Source organism: Paenarthrobacter sp. R1, from assembly GCF_030264015.1.
In the GTDB taxonomy this organism is placed as follows: Bacteria; Actinomycetota; Actinomycetes; order Actinomycetales; family Micrococcaceae; genus Arthrobacter; species Arthrobacter ureafaciens.
In genome coordinates this window covers 3,119,016-3,144,677 of record NZ_CP127115.1, presented here as the reverse complement: position 1 = coordinate 3,144,677, position 25,662 = coordinate 3,119,016, and the positions used below count along the sequence as shown (strand labels likewise).

At 64.8% G+C, this 25,662-nt stretch carries 24 protein-coding genes and 1 riboswitch; of the genes, 14 read left to right on the top strand and 10 right to left on the bottom strand.

The genetic code is table 11. The features are described 5' to 3' along the window. Window positions 1-247 precede the first annotated feature (247 nt). On the bottom strand, window positions 248-976 hold the full coding sequence (locus QN084_RS15250; RefSeq protein WP_069694680.1) for a FadR/GntR family transcriptional regulator: 729 nt from the start codon (window positions 974-976) through the stop codon (window positions 248-250). A 336-nt stretch (window positions 977-1,312) separates the two neighbouring features. Here QN084_RS15250 and QN084_RS15245 point away from each other — a divergent pair, with 336 nt between their 5' ends. The 7 genes from QN084_RS15245 (at window position 1,313) to QN084_RS15215 (ending at window position 9,575) form a co-directional block, all read left to right on the top strand. After that, window positions 1,313-2,914, top strand: coding sequence for an ABC transporter substrate-binding protein (locus QN084_RS15245; RefSeq protein ID WP_069694679.1), 1,602 nt, complete (start codon window positions 1,313-1,315; stop codon window positions 2,912-2,914). A 156-nt stretch (window positions 2,915-3,070) separates the two neighbouring features. Next, window positions 3,071-3,976 carry an ABC transporter permease gene (locus QN084_RS15240; RefSeq protein ID WP_021474543.1) on the top strand — a complete coding sequence of 302 codons (906 nt, stop codon included), beginning with the start codon at window positions 3,071-3,073 and terminating at the stop codon, window positions 3,974-3,976. 3 nt (window positions 3,977-3,979) lie between these two features. Continuing rightward, the gene (locus QN084_RS15235) at window positions 3,980-6,097 is read left to right on the top strand and encodes a dipeptide/oligopeptide/nickel ABC transporter permease/ATP-binding protein (RefSeq protein ID WP_069694678.1); all 2,118 of its coding nucleotides are present in this window, start codon (window positions 3,980-3,982) and stop codon (window positions 6,095-6,097) included. Beyond that, window positions 6,094-6,909 carry an ABC transporter ATP-binding protein gene (locus QN084_RS15230; RefSeq protein ID WP_062095246.1) on the top strand — a complete coding sequence of 272 codons (816 nt, stop codon included), beginning with the start codon at window positions 6,094-6,096 and terminating at the stop codon, window positions 6,907-6,909. The genes QN084_RS15235 and QN084_RS15230 overlap by 4 nt, the downstream gene beginning before the upstream one ends. 37 nt (window positions 6,910-6,946) lie before the next feature. Next, on the top strand, window positions 6,947-7,864 hold the full coding sequence (locus tag QN084_RS15225) for a dihydrodipicolinate synthase family protein (protein WP_062095244.1): 918 nt from the start codon (window positions 6,947-6,949) through the stop codon (window positions 7,862-7,864). Between the two features lie 30 nt (window positions 7,865-7,894). Further along, window positions 7,895-8,878 carry an ROK family protein gene (locus QN084_RS15220; RefSeq protein WP_069694710.1) on the top strand — a complete coding sequence of 328 codons (984 nt, stop codon included), beginning with the start codon at window positions 7,895-7,897 and terminating at the stop codon, window positions 8,876-8,878. A gap of 10 nt (window positions 8,879-8,888) precedes the next feature. Continuing rightward, the gene (locus QN084_RS15215) at window positions 8,889-9,575 is read left to right on the top strand and encodes an N-acetylmannosamine-6-phosphate 2-epimerase (protein ID WP_069694677.1); all 687 of its coding nucleotides are present in this window, start codon (window positions 8,889-8,891) and stop codon (window positions 9,573-9,575) included. 109 nt (window positions 9,576-9,684) lie between these two features. On the opposite strand, the gene QN084_RS15210 is transcribed toward QN084_RS15215, so the two are convergent. Further along, complete coding sequence (locus QN084_RS15210; RefSeq protein ID WP_062095236.1) at window positions 9,685-11,139, bottom strand: dihydrolipoyl dehydrogenase family protein; 1,455 nt, start codon at window positions 11,137-11,139, stop codon at window positions 9,685-9,687. A 110-nt stretch (window positions 11,140-11,249) separates the two neighbouring features. On the opposite strand from QN084_RS15210, the gene QN084_RS15205 reads away from it, so the two are divergent. The 4 genes from QN084_RS15205 to QN084_RS15190 all read left to right on the top strand — a co-directional run bounded on the left by QN084_RS15205 (window position 11,250) and on the right by QN084_RS15190 (window position 15,434). Continuing rightward, complete coding sequence (locus tag QN084_RS15205; protein ID WP_069694676.1) at window positions 11,250-11,957, top strand: sugar ABC transporter ATP-binding protein; 708 nt, start codon at window positions 11,250-11,252, stop codon at window positions 11,955-11,957. Next, window positions 11,954-13,990 (top strand): YhgE/Pip domain-containing protein, encoded by a 2,037-nt coding sequence (locus tag QN084_RS15200; protein ID WP_069694675.1) that lies wholly within the window; start codon window positions 11,954-11,956, stop codon window positions 13,988-13,990. The genes QN084_RS15205 and QN084_RS15200 overlap by 4 nt, the downstream gene beginning before the upstream one ends. Continuing rightward, a complete protein-coding gene (locus QN084_RS15195; RefSeq protein ID WP_083261932.1) occupies window positions 13,987-14,727 on the top strand; it encodes a TetR/AcrR family transcriptional regulator in 741 nt (246 codons plus the stop codon). Before QN084_RS15200 ends, QN084_RS15195 begins: the two co-directional genes overlap by 4 nt. Before the next feature lie 110 nt (window positions 14,728-14,837). Next, complete coding sequence (locus tag QN084_RS15190) at window positions 14,838-15,434, top strand: hypothetical protein (protein WP_264450046.1); 597 nt, start codon at window positions 14,838-14,840, stop codon at window positions 15,432-15,434. A gap of 21 nt (window positions 15,435-15,455) precedes the next feature. Here the strand turns inward: QN084_RS15190 and QN084_RS15185 are convergent, their stop codons facing one another. Continuing rightward, on the bottom strand, window positions 15,456-16,370 hold the full coding sequence (locus QN084_RS15185; RefSeq protein WP_069694673.1) for an EamA family transporter: 915 nt from the start codon (window positions 16,368-16,370) through the stop codon (window positions 15,456-15,458). 72 nt (window positions 16,371-16,442) lie between these two features. Between QN084_RS15185 and QN084_RS15180 the strand changes: the two genes are divergently transcribed. Beyond that, window positions 16,443-17,375, top strand: coding sequence for a LysR family transcriptional regulator (locus tag QN084_RS15180; RefSeq protein ID WP_062095226.1), 933 nt, complete (start codon window positions 16,443-16,445; stop codon window positions 17,373-17,375). 62 nt (window positions 17,376-17,437) lie between these two features. Here QN084_RS15180 and QN084_RS15175 read toward each other — a convergent pair whose 3' ends face one another. Next, the gene (locus QN084_RS15175; RefSeq protein WP_062095224.1) at window positions 17,438-17,962 is read right to left on the bottom strand and encodes a SixA phosphatase family protein; all 525 of its coding nucleotides are present in this window, start codon (window positions 17,960-17,962) and stop codon (window positions 17,438-17,440) included. Between the two features lie 135 nt (window positions 17,963-18,097). Then, entirely contained in the window at window positions 18,098-18,967 is an 870-nt protein-coding gene (locus tag QN084_RS15170) for a winged helix-turn-helix domain-containing protein (RefSeq protein ID WP_021474557.1), read from the bottom strand. A gap of 776 nt (window positions 18,968-19,743) precedes the next feature. Continuing rightward, window positions 19,744-19,897: riboswitch (cyclic di-AMP (ydaO/yuaA leader) on the top strand. Window positions 19,898-19,902: 5 nt separating this feature from the next. Between QN084_RS15170 and QN084_RS15165 the strand changes: the two genes are divergently transcribed. Further along, window positions 19,903-20,742, top strand: coding sequence for an aggregation-promoting factor C-terminal-like domain-containing protein (locus tag QN084_RS15165; RefSeq protein ID WP_062095222.1), 840 nt, complete (start codon window positions 19,903-19,905; stop codon window positions 20,740-20,742). Window positions 20,743-20,838: 96 nt separating this feature from the next. Here the strand turns inward: QN084_RS15165 and QN084_RS15160 are convergent, their stop codons facing one another. The 4 genes from QN084_RS15160 to upp are packed head-to-tail and all read right to left on the bottom strand — an operon-like array spanning window position 20,839 to window position 24,068. After that, window positions 20,839-22,230, bottom strand: coding sequence for a pyridoxal phosphate-dependent decarboxylase family protein (locus tag QN084_RS15160; protein ID WP_069694672.1), 1,392 nt, complete (start codon window positions 22,228-22,230; stop codon window positions 20,839-20,841). 38 nt (window positions 22,231-22,268) lie between these two features. After that, window positions 22,269-22,973, bottom strand: a complete 705-nt coding sequence (locus QN084_RS15155) for an HAD-IA family hydrolase (protein WP_069694671.1) — start codon at window positions 22,971-22,973, stop codon at window positions 22,269-22,271. A gap of 34 nt (window positions 22,974-23,007) precedes the next feature. Continuing rightward, window positions 23,008-23,385, bottom strand: a complete 378-nt coding sequence (locus tag QN084_RS15150) for a VOC family protein (protein ID WP_021474805.1) — start codon at window positions 23,383-23,385, stop codon at window positions 23,008-23,010. A 47-nt stretch (window positions 23,386-23,432) separates the two neighbouring features. Further along, a complete protein-coding gene (gene upp / locus QN084_RS15145) occupies window positions 23,433-24,068 on the bottom strand; it encodes a uracil phosphoribosyltransferase (protein WP_021474806.1) in 636 nt (211 codons plus the stop codon). Window positions 24,069-24,090: 22 nt separating this feature from the next. On the opposite strand from upp, the gene QN084_RS15140 reads away from it, so the two are divergent. Then, a complete protein-coding gene (locus tag QN084_RS15140) occupies window positions 24,091-24,603 on the top strand; it encodes a nucleoside deaminase (RefSeq protein WP_062095215.1) in 513 nt (170 codons plus the stop codon). 25 nt (window positions 24,604-24,628) lie between these two features. Here QN084_RS15140 and QN084_RS15135 read toward each other — a convergent pair whose 3' ends face one another. Continuing rightward, complete coding sequence (locus tag QN084_RS15135) at window positions 24,629-25,657, bottom strand: glycosyltransferase family 4 protein (RefSeq protein ID WP_083261933.1); 1,029 nt, start codon at window positions 25,655-25,657, stop codon at window positions 24,629-24,631. Between the last annotated feature and the right edge of the window lie 5 nt (window positions 25,658-25,662).

The window sequence follows — 25,662 nt, the reverse complement described above, 5'->3', positions numbered from 1 at the left end:
CTTTTGTTTTCCCCGTCCCACCCCCACTCCCCTCCCACCCCTCCCAACTAAGTCGCAGCTGTGCGCCTTTAGACGGCTCTAAACGCGCGCTAATGCGACCTAGTTGGGGAAGTAGGGAGTGGGTGGTGGGGCAGGGAGTTTGCGGCTGCGGGTGGTGGCGGGGCAGGGAAAGTGCGTTGAGCGGAAACGGCAAGGGCCGCCGTCGTACTTGAACAGAAGTACGACGGCGGCCCTTGGGTTCGGCGCGTTACTCGCCCACGGCCTCGCTGATGCGGCGGCGGATACCGTCGAAGTGGCGGTTGAGCAGTTCGGCTGCGAGGGGCTTGTCCCCGGCTGCCACGGCGGTGTAGATATCGCGGTGCGTGGCGGCGGTCTTGACCAGGTCCTCGTTGCCGGCGCCTATCTCCACGTGGATCTTGCGGTAGACCTTCCAAAACACGCCCATGAGGTTGATGAGGAGCTCGTTGTTGAGGGGCTCGAACAGGCGGCGATGGAACTCGGCGTCGGCGGCGACGAAGTTCTCGCCCGAAGCCGCCAACTCCTCCATCTGCTTGACCGCTTCCTCAATGGAGGCCAGCTGCGCGGGCGTCATGACGTCAATGGAAGATGCGATCAGGCCGGATTCCAGGGCTTGCCGTACGTCTACCAGTTGCAGGGCTTCGAATCCCTGATGCCGCAGGGAGAGGCGGCCGCGGAAGGTCAGCCCGTCCGCCAGGGCATCGAAGTTGCTCGGAGCGACGAACATGCCGAAGCCATGGCGGATCTCGATCACACCCAGGGCCTGGAGCACCTTCAGGGACTCCCTGAGCGTGTTGCGTCCTACTCCGAGGGCTACGGACAGTTCACTCTCCGTGGGCAGGGGGTCGCCGGCCTCGAGTTCGCGCTCGAGGATCAGTTCCATAATGTCCGACTGCAAAGCCCGCAGCCGCGCCTGTGCACTGAACCGCGCCTGCGGTACTACACCGGAAGTTGTCATGGCGCTCTCCTTGCCAAAGCAGTTACCGCTGCGCAGGCTCGACGCCTCCGCCGCCGGCAAGTGCGGGTGTTAATATTGGAGCGAGCTTAGCGCCCACTGCAGATTGATGATTGCAGCATACAATATCGGATGTCCCACCTCCCTGATAAGTATGCCGCGGAATTTCCCTGGAAGTCCCGCTCCCGGGCCCTCGAACAGTCGCCCCGAAGGCCTTCCGGAACACCCCGGCGTGACCTGATTCTCACTTGACGTTCGTTGTGACCACCCTTACAGTTTCACTATGAGCATCGGACGTCCTACATCCGATAACCCACGATAAGTGAATTGTGAGGCCCTATGAGCAAGACGATCAATAGCCTGCCGCTGGTCAACGACGCCAGCCGCAGGAACTTCCTGAAGCTGAGTGGAGCCGTCGGTGCCGCTGCTGCTTTCACCGCGACCCTTTCTGCGTGCGGCGGCGCTGCCAGCACCACGAGCAGCAATGCGACCAACACCGCTGCGGTCAACAAGGACCTCACCATTGAGGCGGGCATCTCCTACGCGCTCTCCACGGGCTTCGACCCGTTGAGCTCCTCCGGTGCAACGCCCATGGCAGCCAACCTGCACATCTTCGAAGGCCTCATCGAACTGCACCCGGCAACGCGCGAGCCATACAACGCCCTCGCCGCAGCGGACCCCACGAAGGTCAACGACACCACTTACCAGGTGACCATCCGCGAGGGTGCCAAGTTCCACGACGGCTCTCCGGTCACCACCGAAGACGTCGCTTTCTCCTTCACCCGCGTCATGGACCCGGCCAACAAGTCGCTGTTCTCCCAGTTCATCCCGTTCATCCAGGACGTCAAGCCCTTGGACGGGAAGACGGTCGAGTTCACCCTCAAGTACGCCTTCCCGGGCTTCGGACCGCGTATCTCCGTGGTCAAGATCGTTCCCAAGGCATTCGACGCCAAGCCGGTGGGCTCCGGCCCCTACAAGCTCGTTTCCGCCGTGAAGGACGACAAGATCGTCTTTGAAGCCTTCGCCGACTACAACGGCCCGAAGCCCGCCCTCGCCAAGGGCATGACCTGGCTGCTCCTCTCCGACGCCGCGGCCCGCGTCACGGCAGTCCAGTCGGGACGCGTCCAGGCGATCGAGGATGTCCCCTACCTCGATGTGGACGGCCTCAAGTCCAAGGTCAAGGTCGAGTCGGTGCAGTCCTTCGGCCTTCTGTTCCTCATGTTCAACTGTGCCAAGGCACCGTTCAACAACAAGTTGGTCCGCCAGGCCCTGCACTACGGCATGGACAAGGAAGCAATCATCAAGAAGGCCCTGTTCGGCAACGCCAAGGCCGCCAGCTCCTACTTCCAGGAAGGCCACCCGGATTACGTCAAGGCCAAGAACGTCTACGGCTACGACGCCAAGAAGGCTGAGGACCTGCTCAAGGAAGCCGGCGTCACCAACCTCGAATTCGAACTCCTCACCACCGACACCGCGTGGGTCAAGGACGTCGCTCCGCTGATCCTCGAATCCTGGAACAAGCTCCCGGGTGTCAAGGTCACCGTCAAGAACCTCCAGTCCGGTGCTTTGTACACCGACCGCGTGGGCAAGGGCGACTACACCGTGGTTGCCGCCCCGGGTGACCCGTCAGTGTTCGGCAACGACGCGGACCTCCTCCTGAGCTGGTTCTACTCGGGCAGCACCTGGATGGAAAAGCGCGCCTTCTGGACCACGCCCGAGCGCACCAAGCTCCAGGAACTCATGGACAAGGGCTCGCAGGCCTCCGGCGATGCCGCCAAGAAGACGGTCGGCGAAATCGTGGACCTCGTCTCCGAAGAAGTCCCGCTGTACCCGATCTTCCACCGCCAGCTGCCCAGCGCTTGGGACGAGAACAAGCTCAGCGGCTTCCGGCCCCTGCCCACCACCGGCGTGTCCTTCATCGACGTCGGACGTACCGCTTAGTCGGTCCCCCACCGTTGCGGGGCCCGCCTTGCGTCCCGGGTTCCCCTCCCGGGCCGCAAGGCAGGGCCCGCAACCCTGCTGTACCTCTACCAACCGGAGAATAAATTGGTCACGATATTGCGTCTGCTTGGCCGCAGACTTGCAGCATTGCCATTGATGATCCTGGGCATCACGTTGCTCGTCTTCCTCGTCCTGCAGGCCGCTCCCGGCGACCAGGCAAGCTCGGCCCTCGGCGATGGTGCCAGCGAAGAAGCGAAGCAACAGTACCGCCAGGAAAACGGCCTCAACGACCCCCTGTTCCTGCAGTACTTCCGATTCCTCGGCAAACTCCTGCAGTTCGACCTCGGCGTCACCACCCCGCCGGCGAAGTCCGTGGCCTCCATGATCGGCTCGGCCTTTCCCCTGACACTGCAGTTGACGTTCCTTGGCGTGCTGATTGCGATCGTGGTTTCGCTGGTCTTCGGCATCCTTGGCGCCCTCTACCGCGACAAGTGGCAGGACCAGCTGGTCCGCGTGTTCTCCATCGCCGCGATCGCTACCCCGTCCTTCTGGCTCGGCATCCTCCTGATCCAGTGGTTCGCGCTCGGCAACAACCCGATGTTCCCTTCGGGCGGTATTGCGACGCCGGAATCCGGCTTCGGCGGGTGGCTCAACTCGATGGCCCTTCCGGCCCTCGCGCTCGGCATCCCGGTCTCTGCCTCACTGATCCGCGTGGTCCGGACCTCCATGGTGGAGGAACTGGACCGGGACTACGTCCGCACCGCGATCGGCAACGGTGTCCCCTACCGCGAGGTAGTCTCCAGGAACGTGCTGCGCAACGCGCTCGTCACCCCGGTGACCGTGCTGGGACTGCGCGTGGGCTACCTGCTGGGTGGCGCCGTCGTGATTGAAATGATCTTCGCCCTGCCCGGCATGGGCCAGTTGATCCTCAACGGCATCACCAACCTTGACGTCAACCTCGTCCAAGGCGTGGTGCTCACCATCTCTGTCACGTTCGTTCTGGTGAACATCGTGGTGGACCTTCTCTACCTGCTCATCAACCCCCGAATCAGGACGGTATAGCTCATGCGCAGCAAGCTCGCAGAACGGCTAAGTGCCCCGGGCATTCGTTTCAAGGCCCTGCCCTGGGGCTCCCGTATCGCCCTGCTCTTCCTCATAGTGATCGCCGTCGCCGCCGTCTTCGCGCCGGTACTCGCCCCGCACGATCCGCTGGAGACGTTCATTCCGGCCACTCCCCCGGGTGCGGAACACTTCTTCGGCACCGACCGGCTGGGCCGCGACATCTTCTCCCGCCTGCTCTTCGGTGCGCAGTCGTCGCTCATGATCGGCCTCGGCGCCGTCGGCCTGGCCATCCTGGTGGGCGCCCTTCTCGGCTCGCTCGCCGCGACCTCCAGCAAGGCCGTCAACGAGGTCATCATGCGGATCATGGACATCCTCATGGCGTTCCCGGGCATCGCCCTTGCCGCCGTGCTGCTGGCCGCCTTCGGTAACTCGGTCCCCACCATCATCATCGCGATCGCCATCATCTACACCCCGCAACTGGCTCGCGTTGTCCGTGCCAACGTCCTGGCCCAGTACGGCGAAGACTACGTCCGCGCCGAACGGGTAATCGGGGCCGGCCGCTTCTACATCCTGGTCAAGCACATCGTCCGCAACACCGCCGCTCCCGTGCTGGTGTTCGCCACGGTGATGGTGGCCGATGCCATCATCCTGGAAGCGTCGCTGTCCTTCCTCGGCGCCGGCGTGCAGGACCCCGCTCCATCCTGGGGCAACGTGATCTCCTACGGCCGCAACCTGGTGCTTTCCGGCGGATGGTGGGCCACCACGTTCGCCGGCCTGACGATCCTGCTCACGGTCCTTTCCCTCAACATCCTGGCCGAGGGCCTCACCGACGCAATGGTCAACCCCAAGCTTCGCAAGGCTCCGGCGGTCAAGGACGACGACGGTTCCACCGCCGCCGTCGCAACTGCCGTGGACACCGAGGTAGCCACCTCCCCGGCCCAGCCGTCCGTGGTTGAAGAACACGAGCTCGACGCCGTCCGGGCCGCATCCGGTGACGGCGTCACCGACGAGTTCGGCAAGTCGGCCGTGCTCACCGACGTACGGACCGCCGTCGTCAATCCGCACCTCCTGCTGGACCGCGAACTTGAACTCCTCGCCTCGATCGAAGCGAAGCGCACCGACCGCCTCCCGCAGGTGCCGGCAGGCGCACGCAACGTCCTCGAGGTCAAGGACCTGTCCATCCGCTTCCCCGGCCGCTTCGGCGACACCGCGATCGTGGACAACGTCTCCTTCACTGTCCGTGAGGGCGAGACGATGGGGTTGGTGGGCGAGTCCGGCTGCGGCAAATCCATCACCTCGCTCGCGGTCATGGGCCTCCTGCCGAAAACCGCCCAAATCAGCGGTTCCATCAAGTTCGACGGCAAGGAACTGCTGGATCCGAAGGCGGGGCACAGCGATCCCAAGGCCTACGTCGGACTGCGCGGTGAACAGATCGCCATGGTCTACCAGGACGCCCTGAGCTCCCTGAACCCGTCCATGAAGATCAAGGAGCAGATGGAACAGCTCACCAAGCGCGGAGGCCGCAAGACTCCGACCGAGCTGCTGGAAATGGTGAAGCTGGATCCCGTCCGCACCTTGGCCAGCTACCCGCACGAGCTCTCGGGCGGCCAGCGACAGCGCGTGCTGATCGCCATGGCCCTGTCCCGTTCGCCCAAGATCGTGGTGGCCGACGAGCCCACGACAGCCTTGGACGTCACCGTCCAGAAACAGGTAGTGGACCTGCTCAACGAGTTGCGCGAGCAATTGGGCTTCGCCATGGTGTTTGTCAGCCACGACCTCGCTTTGGTCGCTTCCCTCGCCCACCGCATCACGGTTATGTACGCCGGCCAGGTGGTGGAGTCCGCGCAGGCGTCGGAGCTCCTGCAGAACCCGAAGCACGAATACACCCGTGGCCTGCTGGGTGCGGTGCTGTCCATCGAGGCCGACGCCGCCAGGTTGCACCAGATCCCGGGAACCGTACCGTCGCCACGCGACTTCGCAACCGGTGACCGATTCGCCGCCCGCTCGCTCAGGCCCGACGCCGACCCGCACCAAAAGCTGGTCCTCACGCCCGTCGCTTCGGCGAACGGTGAGGACACGGACCACTACTGGGCCAGCCACTTGAAGGAGGACGCAAAGTGAGCGAATCACTTCGCCGGGATTCGAAGCCCGTGATCGAGCTCAAGGACGTCAAGGTCTACCACCATGCGCGGACCGGCGGGTTGTTCCGGCCGAACATCGTCAAGGCAGTGGACGGCGTGGACTTCACCATCAGCCGCGGCGAGACCGTGGGCATCGTCGGTGAGTCCGGCTGCGGCAAGTCGACGCTTGCCTCCGTGCTGGTCGGACTCCAGCCCCCGACGTCGGGCAAGGTCCTGTTCCACGGGAAGCCGGCCATCAAGCGCAACGCGGCCATGCGCAAGGAGTTCGGCCGTTCCGTGTCCGTGGTTTTCCAGGACCCGGCAACGGCGCTGAACCCGCGCATGACCATCCAGGACATCCTCACCGATCCCCTGCAGGTCCACGGCATCGGCACCGCGTCCAGTCGTGCGGCAAAGGTCAAGGAACTGCTGGCGCTGGTTGGCCTGCCGCAATCGGCAGCCGAAGTGACGCCGTCGCAGGTTTCCGGCGGCCAGCGCCAGCGTGTGGCGATCGCCCGCGCACTGGCCCTGGACCCGGACATCATCGTTGCCGATGAACCGACCTCCGCGCTCGATGTGTCCGTGCGTGCACAGGTGTTGAACCTGCTCTCCGACCTGAAGACGCAGTTGAACCTGGGCATGGTGTTCATTTCCCACGACATCCAGACCGTCCGCTATGTCTCGGACCGGATCTGCGTCATGTACTTCGGCAAGATCGTCGAACAAGGAACCGCCGCGCAGGTGTTCGACAACCCGAGCAACGACTACACCAAAAAGCTGCTGGGCGCCGCGCCGAGCCTGCTCCACATCTAGTTTTTCCCCTCACAAGTTACAACCAACGGAGATTTCTGTGTCCACTCAGTTCCAGGGCGTCATTCCCCCGGTCATCACCCCCCGCCACGCCGACGGCAGCGTCGACACCGACTCGCTGAAGAACGTCACCAAGCACCTGATCGACGGCGGTGTGGCCGGGCTCTTCGTCCTGGGCTCCTCCGGCGAGGTCCCCTACCTGACCAACGCCGAGCGCGAACTGGTGGTCACCACCATCGCCGAAGCCAACGCAGGTGCGGTTCCCCTGATTGTGGGTGCCAACGAGCAGACCACCAACCGCGTCATCGAGGAAGCCCGGAAGGTAGTGGACCTCGGCGCCGACGCGATCGTTGTCACGTCCATGTACTACGCGATCGGCAACGTCGCGGAGACCGAAACCCATTTCCGCAGCATCCACGCGGCCATCGACAAGCCGATCTTCGCCTACGACGTGCCCGTCCGCACCCACTTCAAGCTGCCCACCGACCTCCTGGTCCGGCTTGGCCGCGACGGCGTGATTGCCGGCGTCAAGGACTCCTCCGGCGACGACGTCTCCTTCCGCCAACTGCTGCTGCAGGCCAAGGACATCCCCAATTTCGATATCTTCACCGGACACGAAGTGGTGGTGGACGGCGCACTCCTCGGCGGCGCACAGGGCGTTGTTCCCGGCCTCGGCAACGTTGATCCGGCCGGCTACCGCCGCCTCTTCGATGCCGCACAGGCTGGAGACTGGGCCCTGGCCGCGCGGGAACAAGACCGTCTGGCCGATGTGTTCGAGATCGTCTACACCCCCAACGGCCGCGTTTCCGGCGGCGCTGCGGGCCTGGGCGCTTTCAAGACCGCCCTGCAGGTGATGGGCATCATCGAGTCCAACACCATGAGCCAGCCCATGCTGACCCTGAACGACGCAGAGACCGCCGCGATCCGCGCCATCCTGGAACGCAACGGGCTGGTCTAGTCCTCAATGACCGGTTCGATGACCGCTTCCATGACCCACGTGATCGGCGTTGACCTCGGCGGTACCAAAACCGCCGCCGGGGTTGTCTCAGAGTCGGGGGAGGTACTGATGTCGGGGACCATTCCGACGCTGAACCGGACCGGTGGCGAAGCAATCCTGGATGCCACCGCAGCGCTGGTTTCGGGCTTGGTTGAGCGCGCTGCCGACGCCGGACTGACAGCGTCCGGCGTCGGCGTCGGCTCCGCGGGAGTCATCGACGCCGCGGCCGGGACCGTGGTCTCCGCAACGGATGCCATCCTGGGCTGGACCGGAACGAAGCTTGTTGCAGGGCTCTCCGCCCGTGTGGGACTTCCGGTCCGGACCGTCAACGACGTCCATGCGCACGCCCTCGGCGAGGCATGGCTGGGTGCAGCCGCAGGCACCGACAGTTCCCTCATGGTCGCCTTCGGTACAGGCGTGGGCGGCAGCTTTGTCCTGAACGGCTCGCCGTTCCTGGGACACCGTTTTGTTGGCGGCCATGTGGGGCACTTCGCGTCCCCCTACGCCGTAGTGGACGGAAATCCGCTGCCCTGCGTGTGCGGTGGTTTCGGGCACGTGGAAGCCGTCGCTTCCGGGCCCGCCATCCACGCGGCCTACCTCCGGTTCGGTGGTCTGGCGTCGGAGGCCGCCGATACCCGTGGTGTGTTCGCGATCGCCCAGGGGAACCACGACGCCGTGAGCGGCGTCGCTGCCACTGCCGGCGCCGCTCCCGGTGCCGTGGTCGCCGCCCGTGCCGCCGTCGGGCTCGGTGCCAAAGCCGCCGGGCAAGCCCTGGGCGGCCTCATCAATATCCTTGACCCTGAAGTCGTGGTGGTGTCCGGCGGCCTTGCCGACGCCGGGGAGCTTTGGTGGAAGCCCATGGAGACCGCCCTGCGCCAGGAACTCCTGGCCCCTTTGGCTTCCGTACCGGTAGTTCGCGCCACCTTGGGTAATACGGCGGCGATCGTCGGCGCTGCGAAACTCGTTCTTAAGTAAGGAAGGGACCATGATCCTCACCGCCGAAGGCCTCGAGGCCCTCCGTTCCCAGCTGATTGTTTCCTGCCAGGCGTACCCCGGCGAGCCCATGCGTGATCCCCGCACCACCGGCCAGGTGGCGGCTTCCGCAGTCATTGGCGGTGCTGCGGCCGTCCGCGTCCAAGGGTTGGCGGACGTGCAGTTCACCCGCGCCGCCGTCGAGGTGCCGGTGATCGGACTCTGGAAAGACGGCCACGACGGCGTCTTCATCACACCCACCCTCCGTCATGCCCTTGCCGTGGCGAATGCCGGCGCGCATGTGGTGGCCATTGACGGGACTCGGCGTGCCCGGCCGGACGGCCTGTCCCTGGTAGAGACCATTGCCGGTATCCATGCCGAATCCCATGCCTTGGTGATGGCCGACTGCGGCTCGTTCGACGACGCGGCCGCTGCCGTCCAAGGCGGTGCAGACCTCATCGGAACCACCCTCGCCGGGTACTCCGGCGAGCGCCCCAAGACCGATGGGCCGGACCTGGCGTTGCTGGCGGAAATCGCTTCGGCGAACCTGGGCAAACCGCTCATCGCCGAGGGCCGCATCCATACACCCGCCCATGCCCGGCAGGCCCTCGATGCCGGCGCCTTCGCAGTAGTGGCCGGCACGGCCATCACCCACCCGGCGTCCATTACGGGCTGGTTCAAGGGTGCGATGCACGCGTAGCACCAAAATTTGCTCAATCATTAGCCGCATGCCCTTCCCGCAACCCCGTAGTTATAGGGGATACGAGGGTTCAGACGGGAATGATGCAGCAAATTTTTGCGGTCGCAGCTTAGAGCCCGTACTTCTCCAGCAAGCGAAGCCACACTTCGCTCAGGGTGGGGAAGGCCGGGACGGCGTGCCAGAGGCGGTCAAGGGGTACCTCGCCCACAATCGCGATGGTCGCGGCGTGGAGGAGTTCAGCTACCCCGGGACCCGCGAAGGTTGCGCCCAGAATGACCCGGCGGTCCTCATCGACGACGATCTGCGCCCAGCCTTTGTAGTCGGGCGAGTAGAGCTGCGATCCGGAGACGTTGATGGGTAATTCGACACCCGTGACGTTCTTTCCGTCCAGAAGAGCCTGCTCAAGGCTCGGGCCTACGGAGGCAACTTCGGGGTCCGTGAACACGACGCTCGGTACAGCGTGGTGGTTGGCGGTTTGGGCCCAAGGGCTCCAAGGCTTGGGCGTGCCATGCAGCTTGCCCTTGGCCCGTGCGACGATTGCGTCTCCGGTGGCGCGGGCCGCGTACTTTCCCTGATGAGTCAGCAAGGCCTTCCCGGCAGCGTCGCCCACAGCGTAGAGCCAGTAGCCGCTGGTGCCGTCGCTTGCCGGGCCGTCCACCAGCCCGCTGACGTCCGTGGTCAGTGTGAGCTTCCCGCCGTCGGCGGCGAGGCCCACATTTTCCAGGCCGAGGTTTGCCAATGCGGGGTGCCTCCCGGAAGCAACCAGGAGTTCGTCTGCGCTCACGGTACTTCCGTCGAACGTGATGGTCAGTGACCCGTCGTCGTCCTCTTCCACCTTGTCGACGTCGGTGTGCAGGTGCACTGCCACGCCGTCCGCCCTGAGCCCGGCGAGGACCAGTGCGGCGGCTTCCTCCGGGTAGCTGCCGAGCAAGCGGCTCCGGGCGATGAGCGTGACCATGGAGCCCAGCCGGGCAAAGGCCTGGGCCAGCTCGACTCCGGCCACTCCCCCGCCGAGGACGGCGAGCCGCCTGGGTATCTTCTTGGCTGCGGTGGCTCCCCGGGTGGTCCAGAACGGAACGTCGGACAATCCTTCCACGTCGGGGACCGTGGGGCTGGAACCCGTAGCGATGACCACGGCGTGGTGGGCCTTGAGCGCGTAGCTGTTACCGTCCAGGCCATCGACTTGGACTTCGCGGGGCCCGGTAATTCGTCCCCGTCCCCGGATGAGCTCAATGCCCGTGCTCTCAAGCCATTCCACCTGGCTGCCGTCCTGCCAGTTGTTGGTGAACCAGTCCCGGTGTTTGAGGGCTGCTTCAGCATCCAGGACTCCCGTAATGGCCTCGGTTGCGCCGGGGATCAGCTGGGCTGCGTGCAAGGCGCTGCCGGGACGGAGGAGGGCTTTGGAAGGGACGCAGGCCCAGTACGAACACTCACCGCCCACGAGCTCGGCTTCGATCACCACGGCAGACAAACCGCCTTGCACCACACGGTCCGCGACGTTCTCTCCGACGGCGCCCGCGCCGATCACGATTACGTCGAATTCGCGGGAATTTTCGGCAGTCATGGGAGAAGCCTACGCCGGGAGCCGTCCGGTTGTGAGAGCTTGCTATTTGAACTGACCGGTCAGTTTAGTTAGACTTGACTCAGACATCGTTACTCCGAAAGGCCCTGCCCGTGCTGTCTGCACAGCAACTTCACATCAACGGCCGGCGAACCGATCTCCTCCCGCCAACATCCCTCGAAGCCAAGCGCGGCGAACTCCTCTTGGTTTCCGGCCAAGGACAGGAACAACGGACCGCCCTGGCGCTGGCCCTCAGCGGCCGGATGAAGCCGGGCAGCGGGACGCTGAGCTGGGACAACCAGCCAAAGACCAGGAAGATCCGGGCCGCCAGCGCCTTGGTGGACTCCCTCGGCGTCAACGAACCGGAACAGCACCTCAGCGTCCGTGACCTGGTCACCGAGGACCTGGCGCTCATCCCGCGCCGTTACCGCGGCGCATTGCTCAGCAAGCCATGGCTGAAGGTCAACCGGTTCGAGGACATTGCCGGACTCTGGATTGAACAGCTGCCGCCCGGCCGCCGCTTGGAACTACTGACCGCCCTCGCACTGGCTGATCCCGCCGTGGACCTCCTGGTGGTCGACTCACCAGACCGCCATAGTGCCGACCCCGCCGCGTGGTTGCCTCGACTTCAGGCGTTGGCCTCCGACGCCGGGCGGCCGCTCGCCGTCGTCGGGATCGTTTCAGCCCTTCCGGACAACTGGACAGGCCCCGCAGCGGTGATCGGCAACTCGGTCCGGCGCCCGGCCGAACCGGAGGCAGAGCCGACACCCGAAAGCACCGAACCTGTTCCAACCCACCACCTCCAAAGGACTGCACCGTGACTGTTCTGCGGCTCGCCCGCTCCGAACTCAAGCGCATGACCGGCGGGCTCCTGCCCAAGCTGACCATCCTCGCCCTCACCATGGTTCCCCTGCTGTACGGAGCCGTGTACCTCTACGCGAACTGGGATCCGTACGGAAACCTGGACCGGATCGACGCTGCCTTGGTGGTGGAAGACAAGGGCGCCACATCACAGGACGGCGCGGAACTGCAGGCCGGCAAGAAAGTGGCAGACAACCTGGTGGACGGGCACGTCTTCAACTGGAAACAAGTCGCCAACGCCGAGGAGGCGGACGCCGGGGTCAAGACCGGCAAATACGCCTTCGCGTTGCGGATCCCCGAGGACTTCTCCGCGAACCTCGCCTCTCCGGGCAGCTTCGACGCCGCCGATCAGGCAATGCTCCACGTCACCACCAATGACGCGAACAACTACCTCCTCAGCACCATCGTGGACAAACTCACCACCGCGGTGCACTCCACCGTGGCCAAGGAAGTAGGCGAGGAAACAGCCAACCAACTCCTCACGGGCTTCGGCACCATCCACGCCTCCATCGTCAAAGCCGCCGACGGCGCCGGGGAGCTCGCTGTCGGCGTCGGCAAACTCCGTGATGGCGCTGCAACCCTTCACGCCGGCACCACGGAGTTGGTTACCGGCGCCGACCAGCTGGTTGGCGGCCAGACGAAACTCCGTGACGGCGCCAATCAGCTCAACACCGGAGCCGGCCAGCTCAGTTCCGGGCTCAACGAATTGCAGGACAAGACCGCCACGCTGCCGGCCGATTCGCGCAAACTTGCCGACGGGGCCGCCCAAGTAGCCGCCGGAAATGCGCAGCTGAACGCGAAGGTGCAGGACGTCGTCGGGCAGTTGGACGCAGCGGACAAGGGCATGCGAAACCGCGTCGTGGAGGCCAACTCCAAGCTGGTCGCGGCAGGTGTTCTGACGCCGGAACAGGCAGCCAAGGTCCTGGCGGAGTTCGACGCGGCAGCGGCTTCCGGCCCGGTGTCGGACGCCAGGACGAAGATCGCCGATGACGCGGCCAAGATCCAGCAGCTCTCCGACGGCTCAGCCGCAGTGAGTGCCGGGGCCGCGAAACTCGCCGCAGCAACGCCTGCGCTGACGGACGCCATCGGCAAGGCCTCCGCCGGCGCGGACCAGCTCAGCAGCGGTGCATCCACCTTGGCAAGCGGCCAACAGGCCGCGTTGGAGGGAGCCACCAAGCTCGACGGCGGCGCACACCGGCTGGACGACGGCGCCGGACAACTCGCCACCGGAGCAGTGACGGCATCCGATGGCGCCGGCACCCTGGCCTCTGAACTGTCCAAGGGCGCGGGCGACATTCCGAACCCCAATGACGAACAGAAGAGCAACGTTTCCAAGGTGATCGCCGACCCCGTGGCGGTGGACAACATCTCCCAGGCCAAGGCGAGCTCCTATGGCGCGGGCCTGGCACCGTTCTTCCTCACCCTGGCCCTGTGGATCGGCGTGTTCATGCTTGTTCAGGCCATGCGGCCCATCACCCAACGGGCACTGGCATCCAATGCACGCTCATGGAAAATCGCCGTCGGCGGCTGGCTGCCGTTCTTCGCCGTCTCCGTCCTGCAGGCCACCGTCCTGACGCTCGTTGTGGACCTGGGCCTGGGGCTGAACCCGGCACACCCCGTGGGCACGTGGCTGTTCATGCTGGCCGCGGCGATGGCATTCAGCGCGATCATCCAAGGAATCGTGGCCTTCCTGGGTACGCCGGGCAAGTTCGTGGTGCTGATCCTGCTGGTCCTCCAGTTGGTTTCCTCGGGCGGCACGTTCCCTTGGCAAACCACGCCAATGCCGCTGCACGTAGTCCATGAAGTCCTGCCGATGGGTTACGTGGTCACCGGTATGCGGCACCTGATCTACGGTGGCGAACTGACCATGATCTGGCCAACGGTACTGGGCCTGCTTGGCTACACTGTGCTGGGAGCAGTACTGTCCACCCTTGCAGTCCGCAAACATAAGACGTGGACCCTCAAGACGTTGAAGCCGGAGATCGCCGTATGAGCACCCCAGAGGCCGCACGGGCCCGTGCTGCCACCGCTGAGGCTGCCGACGTCCGGGCTGCCGGCGTCCGGGCTGCCGGCGTCCGGGCTGCCGGCGTCCGGGCTGCCGGCGTCCGGGCTGCCGGCGTCACGGGTGCCACCGGAAAGAAGCTGCGTCCCGAGCGCACCAACGCCACCAAGCAGCGCCTGTTCGAGGCCTCGATGGAACTCATCGGCGAGCGCGGAGCAGCCGGCGTGACCGTCGACGAGATTGCGGCCGCAGCCGGAGTCTCCAAGGGAACGGTCTATTACAACTTCGGCAGCAAGTCGGACTTGATCGCCCAGCTCCTGCGCCACGGCGTGGACATCATGCTCGGACGCCTCCAGGCCATCGAAGGGCAGGTCGCGGACCCCTTGGACGCCATGACGAACATGGTGGAGCAGGCCATGGAGTTCATGGACGACTATCCTTCCTTCGCACGGCTGTGGGTCAGCGAGAACTGGCGCGCTCCCGGTGAGTGGAGCGCGGTGTTTGCCGAACTCCGGGGTGAGTTGCTGGCCGTGATCGGGTCGGCCGTAGACCACGTGGCGGGCGACTATCCCGTTGACCAGAGCATTGCCCGGGGAAGCCTGGAAGCGGCCATCCTCGGTGCCATCTTTGTGGTGGGACTCGACCGGCAAACCTACAACCCGGAACGCACCCGCGGGCAAAGCGTGGCCGCCGTGATGACCATCATGCACGGGTACGTGATCAAGTAGCCCTGCCGTTTAGCCCGCAGACACCCCGGTTCCGCTGAACGGTACAGAACTGCAATCTACGACGGCGTGGCGTGGCGGCTTGGTCGGCGATGATTAACCCCATGCGTCACATGGGGAACAGTGGAAAGCTCGCGATCGTAGCTGCTTTCGTCTCCTTGGGGCTCTTGGTGTTGGCCGCAGTGGTCCTTGAAGAAGTGGTTCTTTACCTCTTCCTTGGCGCCGTCCTCACTTGTTATCTGGCCTCACTGGTCCAGGTCTTCAACCGACGCCGCTACCTGGTTGTCCTTCTGGCCGCGGTGGGCACCACGTTGTTCGTCGGATTCGGCATAGCCTTCCTCCGGATGTGGGGGCTGGCATTCAACCAGGATTCCAACGCCATGGGCAGTGCCGTCAGCAGCCAGGACCCGGACATTTACTTCTACCTCGCTGCCGTTGCAGGCGTGGGAACCGTGGCGGTCCTGTTCCTCGGCGCCGTGATGCCGTCATTTGGCTCGCGAACGGCTGCTCCTGCTCCTGCCAAGCGGCCGGCCCCTGTTACCAAGCGGACACCGGCCCGGCGGAAACCAAGCCCGCCACCGGCCCAGCGAAATCCCACCCCGCGCCCGGCCACCCAAGTCAAGCGCCCCGCTCCCCGCAAGCCAACGACGCCTGCCAAGCCGCCGGCGTCGAACGCTTCCACCCAGCGCAAGCCTGCCACCAAGCGCTAGCTGCAAGGCCCGCCCTGCGCCCTACCGCGGAATCTTGAGGCGTTCACCGGACCTGACAACGGATCGTTTGCGGGGCACACTCAGCACTGCCGTCGCCACGCCGAGGAGCAGGACCAGGCCGCCCAGGATCTCGGCGGCGGTCGGGACCTCGCTCAGCACCAGCCACGCGGCGGTCATCCCCACCACCGGAACCAGCAGCGTGAACGGCACGACGTCGGAACTTGGGTAGAGCGTCAGCAGCCGGTTCCAGATCCCGTAACCAATTAGGGATGCGAAGGCGGCCGTATACACCGCGCTCAGGATGGTTGCCGGTTGCAGGTCAACAATGGTTTCCAGCACCGCCTCCGGACCGTCCACCGCAAGGGACAAAACCACCATCGGCAGGGGAACCACGGCTCCGGACCATACCACCAAGCCCAGGCCGGATGTGGCTTTTGAGTGCCGGGCCACCACGTTTCCAACTGCCCAGGACAAGGCGGCGGCCAGCACGATCATGAGCGGCAGCACCGGGGCCACGGCACTCCGACCCAAAGCCACTACGCCCAAGCCGGCAATGCCCAGGACCACGCCCACCATCTGCCTCCGCGTCGGCCGCTCACCCAGGAACCGTCCGGCAAGCAGGATAGTGAAAAGCACCTGCGCCTGAAGGACAAGCGAAGCCAGCCCCGCCGGCATGCCCAGCGCCATGCCCAGGTACAGCAGCCCGAACTGCCCTGCGCTCATAAAGAGCCCGACGCCGAGAATGGCCTTCCAGCCCACATCAGGTTTGCGGATGAAGAAGATGCAGGGAAACACCACCAACAGGAAACGAAAGGCCACGAACAACAACGGGGGAACGTCCCGGCCGTCGGGGTGCAGGCCGAGGTCAATGGCAACGAAGTTGATGCCCCACAGCACGGCAACGAGCACTGCGAGCACGGAATGACGAAGGTTCACAAGTCCACTCTTACGTTCATTTCAATGAAGCACCAGCGTTGAATTCGGTACGCGACAATGTAGATTTGCTTCATGATCGATATCTCCACGCTCCGGGCCTTGGTTGCGGTCGATCAGCACGGGTCCGTGGTGGCCGCATCAGAGGCGATGGGTTACAGCCCGTCCGCCGTTTCGCAGCAGATCAAGAAACTTGAGAAGCAGGCCGGAGTCGCCGTGCTCGAGCGCAACGGGCGCGGGGTACTCCTCACCGAACGTGGTGTTGCCCTGGCCGGATACGGTCGGCGCATTCTGGGCGAGCTCGAGGAATTGCAGGCAACCCTGCTGGCAGATCCGGAGAAGCCGTCGGGCACACTCCGGCTGGTGGCCTTCTCCACAGCCTGCCGCGGCCTGGTGGGGCCCATGCTGGGACGGATCGCGACTACCGATTCCGAGCTGGAGGTCAGCGTGCTCGCCGAGGACCCGCGCGAGGCCATCCAACGCGTTGCAACCGGCGAAGCCGAGCTCGCGGTAGTCCACAACTGGAACTCAGTGCCACTCGTGATCCCGGAGAACATGGCCCACGAAGACCTGTGCCTCGACCAGGCCGACGTCCTGCTCAACGTCAGCCATCCGCTGGCGGCGAGGACCGCCGTCGAACGCCTTGACCTGTTGGACGAAACGTGGGTGAGCACGCCGGCGGGAGCCATCTGTAACGAGGCCTTGCTGCAGATCTTCGCTGGATTGGGCCGCGTGCCGGATATTCGCGTCTACGATCCCGACTTTTCGACGCACATCGCCATGGTGGAACAGTCGGTGGCCGTGGCGCTGGTCCCCCGGCTGGGCAGGCCGCCGCTTCCGGCAGGGGTTGTTGCCGTCCCGGTAGTGAATCCCGTGCAGCAGCGCGCCGTAGGGATCGTGTACCGCAAGACCATGGCAGCGAGTCCCAACATCCGCCACACGGTTCGCCTTCTCCGGGAGGTGGCCGCCGCTGAAGAACTCCCCGCGGTCCCGACTGACTCGCATTAGTGGTTGCCAAAAGCGCTGGGAACAACCCCTAATGCCAGCCAGTTGAGGTAAGAGGCGGGGGGTTAGTGGCGCGGCACCTTGAAGTGGATCAAACGCGCGTCTTGCCCGTCGAGCTCAGCCCAAGGCTTCTCCGTCTCCAGCACGGTCAAGGCGCTGGTCGGGTAGCGGGTGGCGGCATCCATGTAGGCGTCGTGGTCCGAGTCCCGGGAAGCCAGCCGCATGGCAAGGTCCTGCACGCCCGGCATGTGGGAGATCACCATCAACGTAGTAACTGTGTCCGGTACGTGGTTGATGACCGCGAGCATCTCTGTGGCCGAGGCTGCGTACAGCCCGTTCTCGAGCTTGGGCGTAGGAGCTTTTTCGCCCAGTTCATCGCAGATCCATGTGCACGTCTGGCGCGTCCGGAGGGCCGAGGAACACAGGATGAAGTCAGGGACCACCTTGTGCTTCAACAACCATTTTCCGGCCAACGGGGCTTCGCGGTGCCCGCGTTCCTCGAGGGGGCGTTCATGGTCGGGCACACCCACGGGCCAGTCCGCCTTGGCGTGGCGCATGATCACAAGCCGTCTCAGGTGGTGGTCGCTCATCCAAATACCTTATAGCCGCGCCAGGCAGATACTCACTGACCAGACAAAACGAAAGGCGGCACATTCCGTCAGCGCAGTGGTTGCTCGAGTGAGCGCAGGCGCAGAGGGATGTGCCGCCTTTCGGCAGTCACAGGATCAGATCGAGTATTCCGGAGCGGCCCAGACAATGACCTCGGGGTGCTCGTAGAAACGGTAGCCCTGGCCGCGGACCGTGCGGACGGTGTTGGCGAGGCGGCCCAGCTTGGAGCGGAGACGACGGATGTGGACGTCGATGGTGCGCTCGTTGGGGACTTCCTCGGCGTTCCGCCACAGGCCTTCGAGGAGCTCGTCACGGCCCACCGTGCGGGTGCCGTTCTCCACGAGGTAGTTGAGGAGTTCGAATTCCTTGAACGTCAGGTTCAGCGATTCGCCGTCGAGGTGGACTTCGCGGCGGGCGAGGTCGATGAGCACGCCGGACGGGCGCGCTTCCTGCTGGGGCGCAGGACGTGCGGCTTCGGTGCGCTGGCGTGCGGCCACGGTGGGGTCACCGAATGTGGAACGTACGACGTCGAGTGCGGACCCGGGTGCGCTGGCGGGAGCAACGGCGACGGCGGCATAGCTTTCCGCGCCGGTCACGAGCGACTGGGCGTAAGCACGGATTTCCTGGGCCAGCTTGGCAATGGAGGTCCCGGCAGCAGCTGCGGTCTCTTCGTCAATGCCCATGTAGAGCACGAATCCGCGGGCTACGTTGTCATTGGCCACGGGCCGGAGACGCTCGGACTGGGCCACCACCGGAGTGGGTGCCGTCATGGCGGCGGGCTCGGTAGCGGCAGGCACGGCGCGCAACTGTCCGTAGGAGTTCGGGTTGTAGCCCTGGGGAACGTAGCCCGGAGCCTGCTGGGCAGCAGCCTGGGTACCGGGTGCGTAACCGGGGCGGTTACCGAAACCGGGGCGGAGGCCGGCGTTGGAAGCGGCCTTGTTGGCGTTACGGACGGAGATGTGGACGTATCCGGATGCAACTGACATGGAGTGCTTACCTCAAAAGTGAATAGCCGTCATCGCGGCTTCGAATGCTGGTGTCCCCGCAATGAATTTGGGGAGGGGCGCCCAACGGTGGGCTAGGGGGCGAATGCCTGAAACTTTTCTGGGGTGGGAAGTTAGGCTTGCATTCGACAACAGCGGGACTCGTCGCCAGCGGGTGTGCTGGAGAAGATTGCTGCGGCTGCAGGTGCTGTTGAGTTCTTGTTCACATTGGAAGTGTGCAACGTAACAATGACAACACGCAAGTAACAAAGGGCGGAAACGTCCACATTCTGAGATAAGCGCGAGTATTGTGCCGCAAATCACAATTCAGCGGATCGCAAAAATGAATGCGGTTTTGTTCGGTTAAGGACAGAAATATTGCGTTCTGACTGAACTTTCTTCGATCAAAGGGGCATGATGCCCCTCTGGATTCCCGCGAGCGCCCGACCAGCGGAATCTCACGATCTGAAACGGATGCTGTCCAATCGAAGTGGACGCCAGGCTCGATATTCAGGCTCCCAATCTGCTAAAAGCTCCGAACGCCACCTGCGAACCCCCGCGCAGCCTCAGTGCCCCCGATTGTCGCGGCGCCGTGGCGCATCCTGCCCCGCCCTTCCTTGGGGCACATCCCCACCGCGGCGAATCCGGCAAGGCGACGCACCGGCGTCGTGATCTCTGTTACCTAAATGTGACTTTCGCTTGAACCTCCTGTACCGTCGAACGAGTGGGTCGCCCCAACCTTGGCCCACACCCGGGATGCGCCGAGCTCTGCCACTTCCCGGAGTTCCGTTCTGATTTCGAGGCAGAGACGGGGGACCCAGAGTCTCCGGGCCAGGCATTGCGCCGGCCCTTGGGGTGAAGCCGCAGCTACACGCGCGGCCGGATGACCTCATCCGAACCCGACAGCTAACTCCGCAGGCGCTGAGAGGTAATCACACATGTCTGAATTCAAGGATCAGTCGCGCCATGAGGCGCGTCACCGTGACGAAAACAACGCTCCCCTGACCAAGTCGCAGAATGTCCTGAAGAACGCTGCCCGCCAGGGTAGGACCGGCCACCGCATGTCGGTAGCAGCCGGCGTCGTCGCAGCCGCGCTGGGCGTTGCATCGCTCGGGCAGGCCGCAAACGCCACGTTCAACCTTCCGGAGATGAGCCAGGCAGCACAGACCCAGGCTTCGGTCCAGGTGGACCCGCAGACCCGCGAGAACGCTGCCGCTGAAGCCGCCGCCCAGGCTGAGGCCGCAAAGCGCGCCGCTGCTGAAAAGGCCGCAGCTGCCAAGGCCGCCGCCGAAAAGGCTGCTGCGGAGAAGGCTGCCGCAGAAAAGGCCGCAGCTGACAAGGCCGCCGCCGAGCAGGCTGCTGCTGCCCAGGCAGCAGCAGAGAAGGCTGCAGCCGACGCCGCCGCCAAGGCCGCTGCGGACAAGGCTGCCGCAGAAGCTGCTGCCGCCGCTGCAGCCCCCAAGGCCATTGATGATCCTGCCGCCGCAAAGGCCTACGCTGCCAGCATCCTGGCCAACTACGGCTGGGGTCCGGGTGAAATGACCGCCCTGAACACGCTCTGGGAAAAGGAATCGAACTGGCGCACCACTGCCACCAACGCTTCCAGCGGTGCTTACGGCATTGTCCAGTCGCTGCCGGCCGGCAAGATGGCTTCCGCCGGTGCTGACTGGCAGACCAACTACCAGACCCAGATCAAGTGGGGCCTGAACTACATCAAGGAACGCTACGGTTCGCCGTCCGCAGCCTTGGCATTCCACTTGGCCAACAACTGGTACTAAACCCGGACGTTGCCTGAGAAGCCGCTCCCGTTGCCGCCACACGCACCAGTACCTACAGGAGCGGATGGCGGAACCGGGGGCGGCGTTGGCGTTTAACTAGGCTTCGGGTTCCTGCTCCACCGCACGCCGGACTGCTTCCACCGACGCCGCCACATCGGCGTCGTCCGTGGACCAGTTGCTGACGGAGATCCGCAGGATGTTCCGGCCCTGCCAGGAAGACCCTGACATCCACACGGCGCCTTCTGCCATGAGCCGCTGGGTGATCCTGCGCGTCCGTTCGTCGCTCCCGAAACTCACCGATACCTGCGTGAACACCACGTCATTGAGCACTTCCACCCCGGGGATCGAGGATAGGCCGTCAGCGAGCGCCCGCGCGTTCTCGGCCAACCGCTCCACCATGTCGATGACACCGTTCCGGCCCAATTGGCGCAGGGCAGCCCACACCGGAATACCGCGGGCGCGGCGGGACATCTCCGGAACTTTCTCGAAAGGGTCCCCCGGCCCGGCATCCGTCGCTATCAGGTAACTCGTATGAACGCTGAAGGCACGCCTCATGGCTTCGGGGCGGGCCACGATTGCCAGGCCGCAATCGTAGGGAACGTTGAGTGTCTTATGGGCATCGGTGGCCCAGGAATCGGCGAGCTCCACACCTGCCAGGCGTTCCCGCAGTTTCGGGCTCGCAGCCGCCCATAAACCAAAGGCGCCGTCCACGTGGACCCACGCACCACGGTCGCGGGCCACTCCGATGGAGTCAGCCATGGGATCGAAGGCGCCCGAGTGCAGGTTGCCGGCCTGGAGGCATACGATCGCCGGGCCGGGTTGCTCTCCCATGGCGTCATCGAGCGCGTCGGGCAGGATCCGGCCTTCCCTGTCTGCGTCCACGGGAACACATGTCCCCAGGCCCAGATACCTCAAAGCGAGGTCCACCGCAGCGTGCCGCTCCCGCCCCGCGAACACCGTGATCCTCGGCGCCCCGGACAGGCCGAGGCCTTCCAGGTCCCAGCCGGCCTCGTCCATCAGGTGCTGCCTTCCCGCGGCAAGCCCGACGAAGTTGGCGGTAGTGGCCCCCGTGGTGAAGCCGACGTCGGAGGTGGCGGGCAAGTGCAGAAGGTCAAGCAACCAATCGGCCGCAGACTCCTCGATCGCTGCCGCCGCCGGGGTGGCAAAGCGCAGGCCCGCGTTTTGGTCCCACGCGGAGACAAGCCAATCCGCCGCCATGGCAGCCGGCAAGGTGCCGCCCATGACCCAGCCGTAGAAACGTCCGGACTGGATGGCCATCAGTCCCGGTTCGGCCAGTGCAGCCAGCTCATCAACGACGGCGGCGGCATCAGCAGGTTCGTCGGGGAGCCGCGGCAGGATGCTTGCGGCGACCTGGTCGGCGTCGGACTGTGGGCGGACTGAACGGGTGGGCACCGACGCGAGCCAATTGGTGGCGTGCACCATGGCACGCTCCAATGCAGCACCGTATGCCTCCGGCAACGCAGACATGCGCACAGCCTACTCCCGCCCGGCCGGGTGGAACAGGGCTAGAACGTCAGCGTGATGACGTGGCCGCCGTCGTCGTGCCTCACGGTCTCCACGGTCACCGCCGAGTAGTCGGGAATCCGCCACATGCCGGGTTCCAGATCCGCTTGGTGCGGGGCGGCCTGGCCCACAACCACTGTCCGCATCCCGGCGGCCCTTGCTGCGGCAATGCCTGCGGGTGCGTCCTCGAAAACCACGACGTCGGCCGGTTCGGCACCGAGCAAGGCCGCGGCTTTGAGGTATCCCTGCGGATGCGGCTTGCCGCGCGTAACGGCTTCGGCGGTAACCGCCGTCGAAGGCATGGCGAGACCGGCGGCCTGCATGCGGATATCGGCGAGGATGCGGTCGGCCGAAGTGACCAATGCGATGGCCTCGTCCGGAAGAGCTTCGAGCAGGGCCTCAGCTCCCGGCAAGGCAATGATGCCGTCAGTGCGGTTGCGTTCCATCTCGCCCAGTTCGGCGGTGAGGGCAACGACGTCGGCATCCGCCGGGGCGTATCGGCGCACCGTGTCGCCGGCCTGGACGCCGTGGGAGGTCCGCAGGATCTCGGTGTAGTCAAGCCCGTAGCGTTCTGCGAACTCCAGCCAGACCTGCTCTACTACGGCCGTCGAATCCACCAGCGTTCCGTCCATGTCGAAGAGGACGGCGCGAACGGTGAGGGTTTGCCGGGAATGTCCCGGACCGGGCTGTGCGGCAGGAAGGATCATGGTTCCATCCTGCCGCACAGTGAGCCTGCGTTGGTTACCCGTTGGGCCGCTGAGGGAGGTACTGCACCGCCCACTTATTGCCGTCGGGGTCGGCGAAGTACACAAAGTGGCCCCAGTCCTGGACGTCGACATCGCTGACGTCCACCCCGTTGGCTTTGAGCTGTTCATGGGCCTTGTTGATGTCCGCCACCACCATCTGAAGGCTCGGAGCGGTGCCTGGGGGTGCGTCCGACAACCCTTCTCCGATGGCGATGGAGCACGCCGAACCCGGAGGAGTGAGCTGGACGAAGCGGACGCCGTCGGAAGGTCGTTCGTCGTAATCGGCGTTGAAACCGACCTTGTTGACGTAGAAATCCTTCGCGCGATCGACGTCGGACACGGGGACAAACACCAGTTCAAGTTTCCAGTCCATGCGCCACAGGCTAGCGGGGCACGACGGAAAGTAATAGGGGTCTATGCCTAGCCGGCGATCCCGTACAAGCGGTCGCCCGCGTCGCCGAGACCAGGAACGATGTACGACTTCTCGTTGAGTTTCTCGTCAATCGAAGCCAGAACAATGTTGACGTTGGCGTCGGCGAGTTCCTCTTCCAGCTTGGCCAGGCCCTCCGGAGCGGCCAGCAGGCAGATGCACGTGACGTCCGAGGCTCCACGCTTGAACAGGAACTTGATGGCCTCGCGCAGGGTGCCGCCGGTTGCGAGCATGGGATCCAGGACGAACACCTGGCGCCCCGTCAGGTCCTCGGGGAGGCGCTCCGCGTAGGTGATGATGTCAAGGGTTTCCTCGTCGCGGGCCATGCCCAGGAACCCGACCTCCGCCGTCGGGACCAGCTTGGTCATGCCTTCGAGCATGCCCAGTCCGGCGCGGAGGATGGGGACAACCAGTGGCGTGGGCTTGGTGAAAGCGGTGCCGATGGTCTTGGTGACCGGGGTTTCAATCTCCACCGGTTGGGTCTTGACCTCGCGGGTGGCCTCGTAGGCCAGGAGGGTCACGAGTTCTTCGGTGAGCTGCCGGAAGACCGGTGAGGGGGTGTTCTTGTCCCGCAGTACGGTGAGCTTGTGAGCGACCAGCGGGTGGTCCACGACGAGTGTGCGCATCCCCCAAAACTATCATTGAGGCATGAGCCCTACCGAGCCGTATCACGCAGATCACTTGGCATGGATGGGCCTTGCCCTGGACGAAGCACGCCTTGCCTTGGAAACCGACGATGTTCCGATCGGAGCTGTCATCCTGGGGCCCGACGGCGGCGTGCTGGGTTCCGGGCGAAACGAACGGGAGGCGCACGGGGACCCGACCGCGCACGCGGAGGTTGTGGCTATCCGGCAGGCGGCCGCCGCACTGCGCCGGCGGGCTGCTGAATCCGGAGCTGACGGCGACGGATGGCGGCTTGAGGATTGCACGCTCGTGGTCACTTTGGAACCGTGTGCAATGTGCGCCGGTGCAATTGTCCTGGCCCGGATTCCGCGGGTCGTATTCGGCGCGTGGGATGAGAAGGCCGGGGCCGTCGGATCGGTGTTCGACATTCTCCGTGAACGCCGCCTGAACCACTGGGTGGAGGTCTACGCGGGTGTGCGCGAGGAAGAATGCTCAGCCTTGCTGAGGGATTTTTTTGCCGCTCACCGGGTGCCCTGAGCCCGGTTCGCCCGCGAGATGGCACTTAATGCCAATCGGAGGCCTCGGGATTGGCATTAACTGTCATCTCGATGGCCTTATAAACGGTCCGGGCGGTAGTCTCCCAGCTCTGAAGCCGCCCACGGGCTGCCAAGGCCGCTTCCCGCCACGTCCGGCGTACCTCCGCGTCAGTGAGCCACGTCCTGAGCGTTTCGGCCAGGACCCCGGGGGCGTCGAGATCCAAGGCAGCGCCTGCACCGCTCCCACCCAACGCTTCCACAGCACCGGTCCCCTGCCTTACCAACACCGGAACTCCATGCGCCAGTGACTCGACAACCACCATGCCGAACGCCTCGGATGTGGAGATCAGCACACTGAGGTCAGCCATGTGCCACTGGTCTTCGAGGGCTTCCCCGCCCAGCTCACCGGTGAAGGTCACCCGGTTTTCCAGTCCGTGATGTTCGACGGCGGCCCGGACGTTTGCTGCGTAGGCCGGGTCCGCATCCGGCGAACCAACCAGCACCGCGTTCCATGGCAGGTCCGTCAATTGGCTGAGCGCTTCGACGAGCATTGTCTGTTGCTTGTTGGGCAGCAACGCTGACACAGCCACGATACGCAGCGGATCCGAGCCGGCCGCGATGATCCCCGGCTCAACTCCGGGCCTTGCAACGACGATCTCCAGTTCCCCGTGTCTGGTAAGCAGTTCGCTGGCCGCATGCTCGCTGGGGCAGATCACGCCGCTGGCCGCAGCAAGCGCCTTTCCCTCAAGTTGCGGGTGATCCGCCAATGCCATGTGCGACAGGATCCAGGTGTTGGTTCCCGAAAGGACGGCGGCGGCCACTTCATCAGGCGCCCCGCTTGCAACCAATCCGTCGGCAATCACTGTTGTGCCGCCGTCGAGCGCTTGCGCGAAACGTTTCCGGTCCGCTTCGCTGCCCACCGGCCAGTCGCCGTCGACGGTTACTGTCTCAACCTGGGCGCCGAGAGCGGTCAGGTGCTGTGCGAGCGCGGCGTTGTACTTGTTGCCGCCGGACCCGTGCCGGACGTTGCCCGGGACGACGAAGCGGATGTCCACGTGCC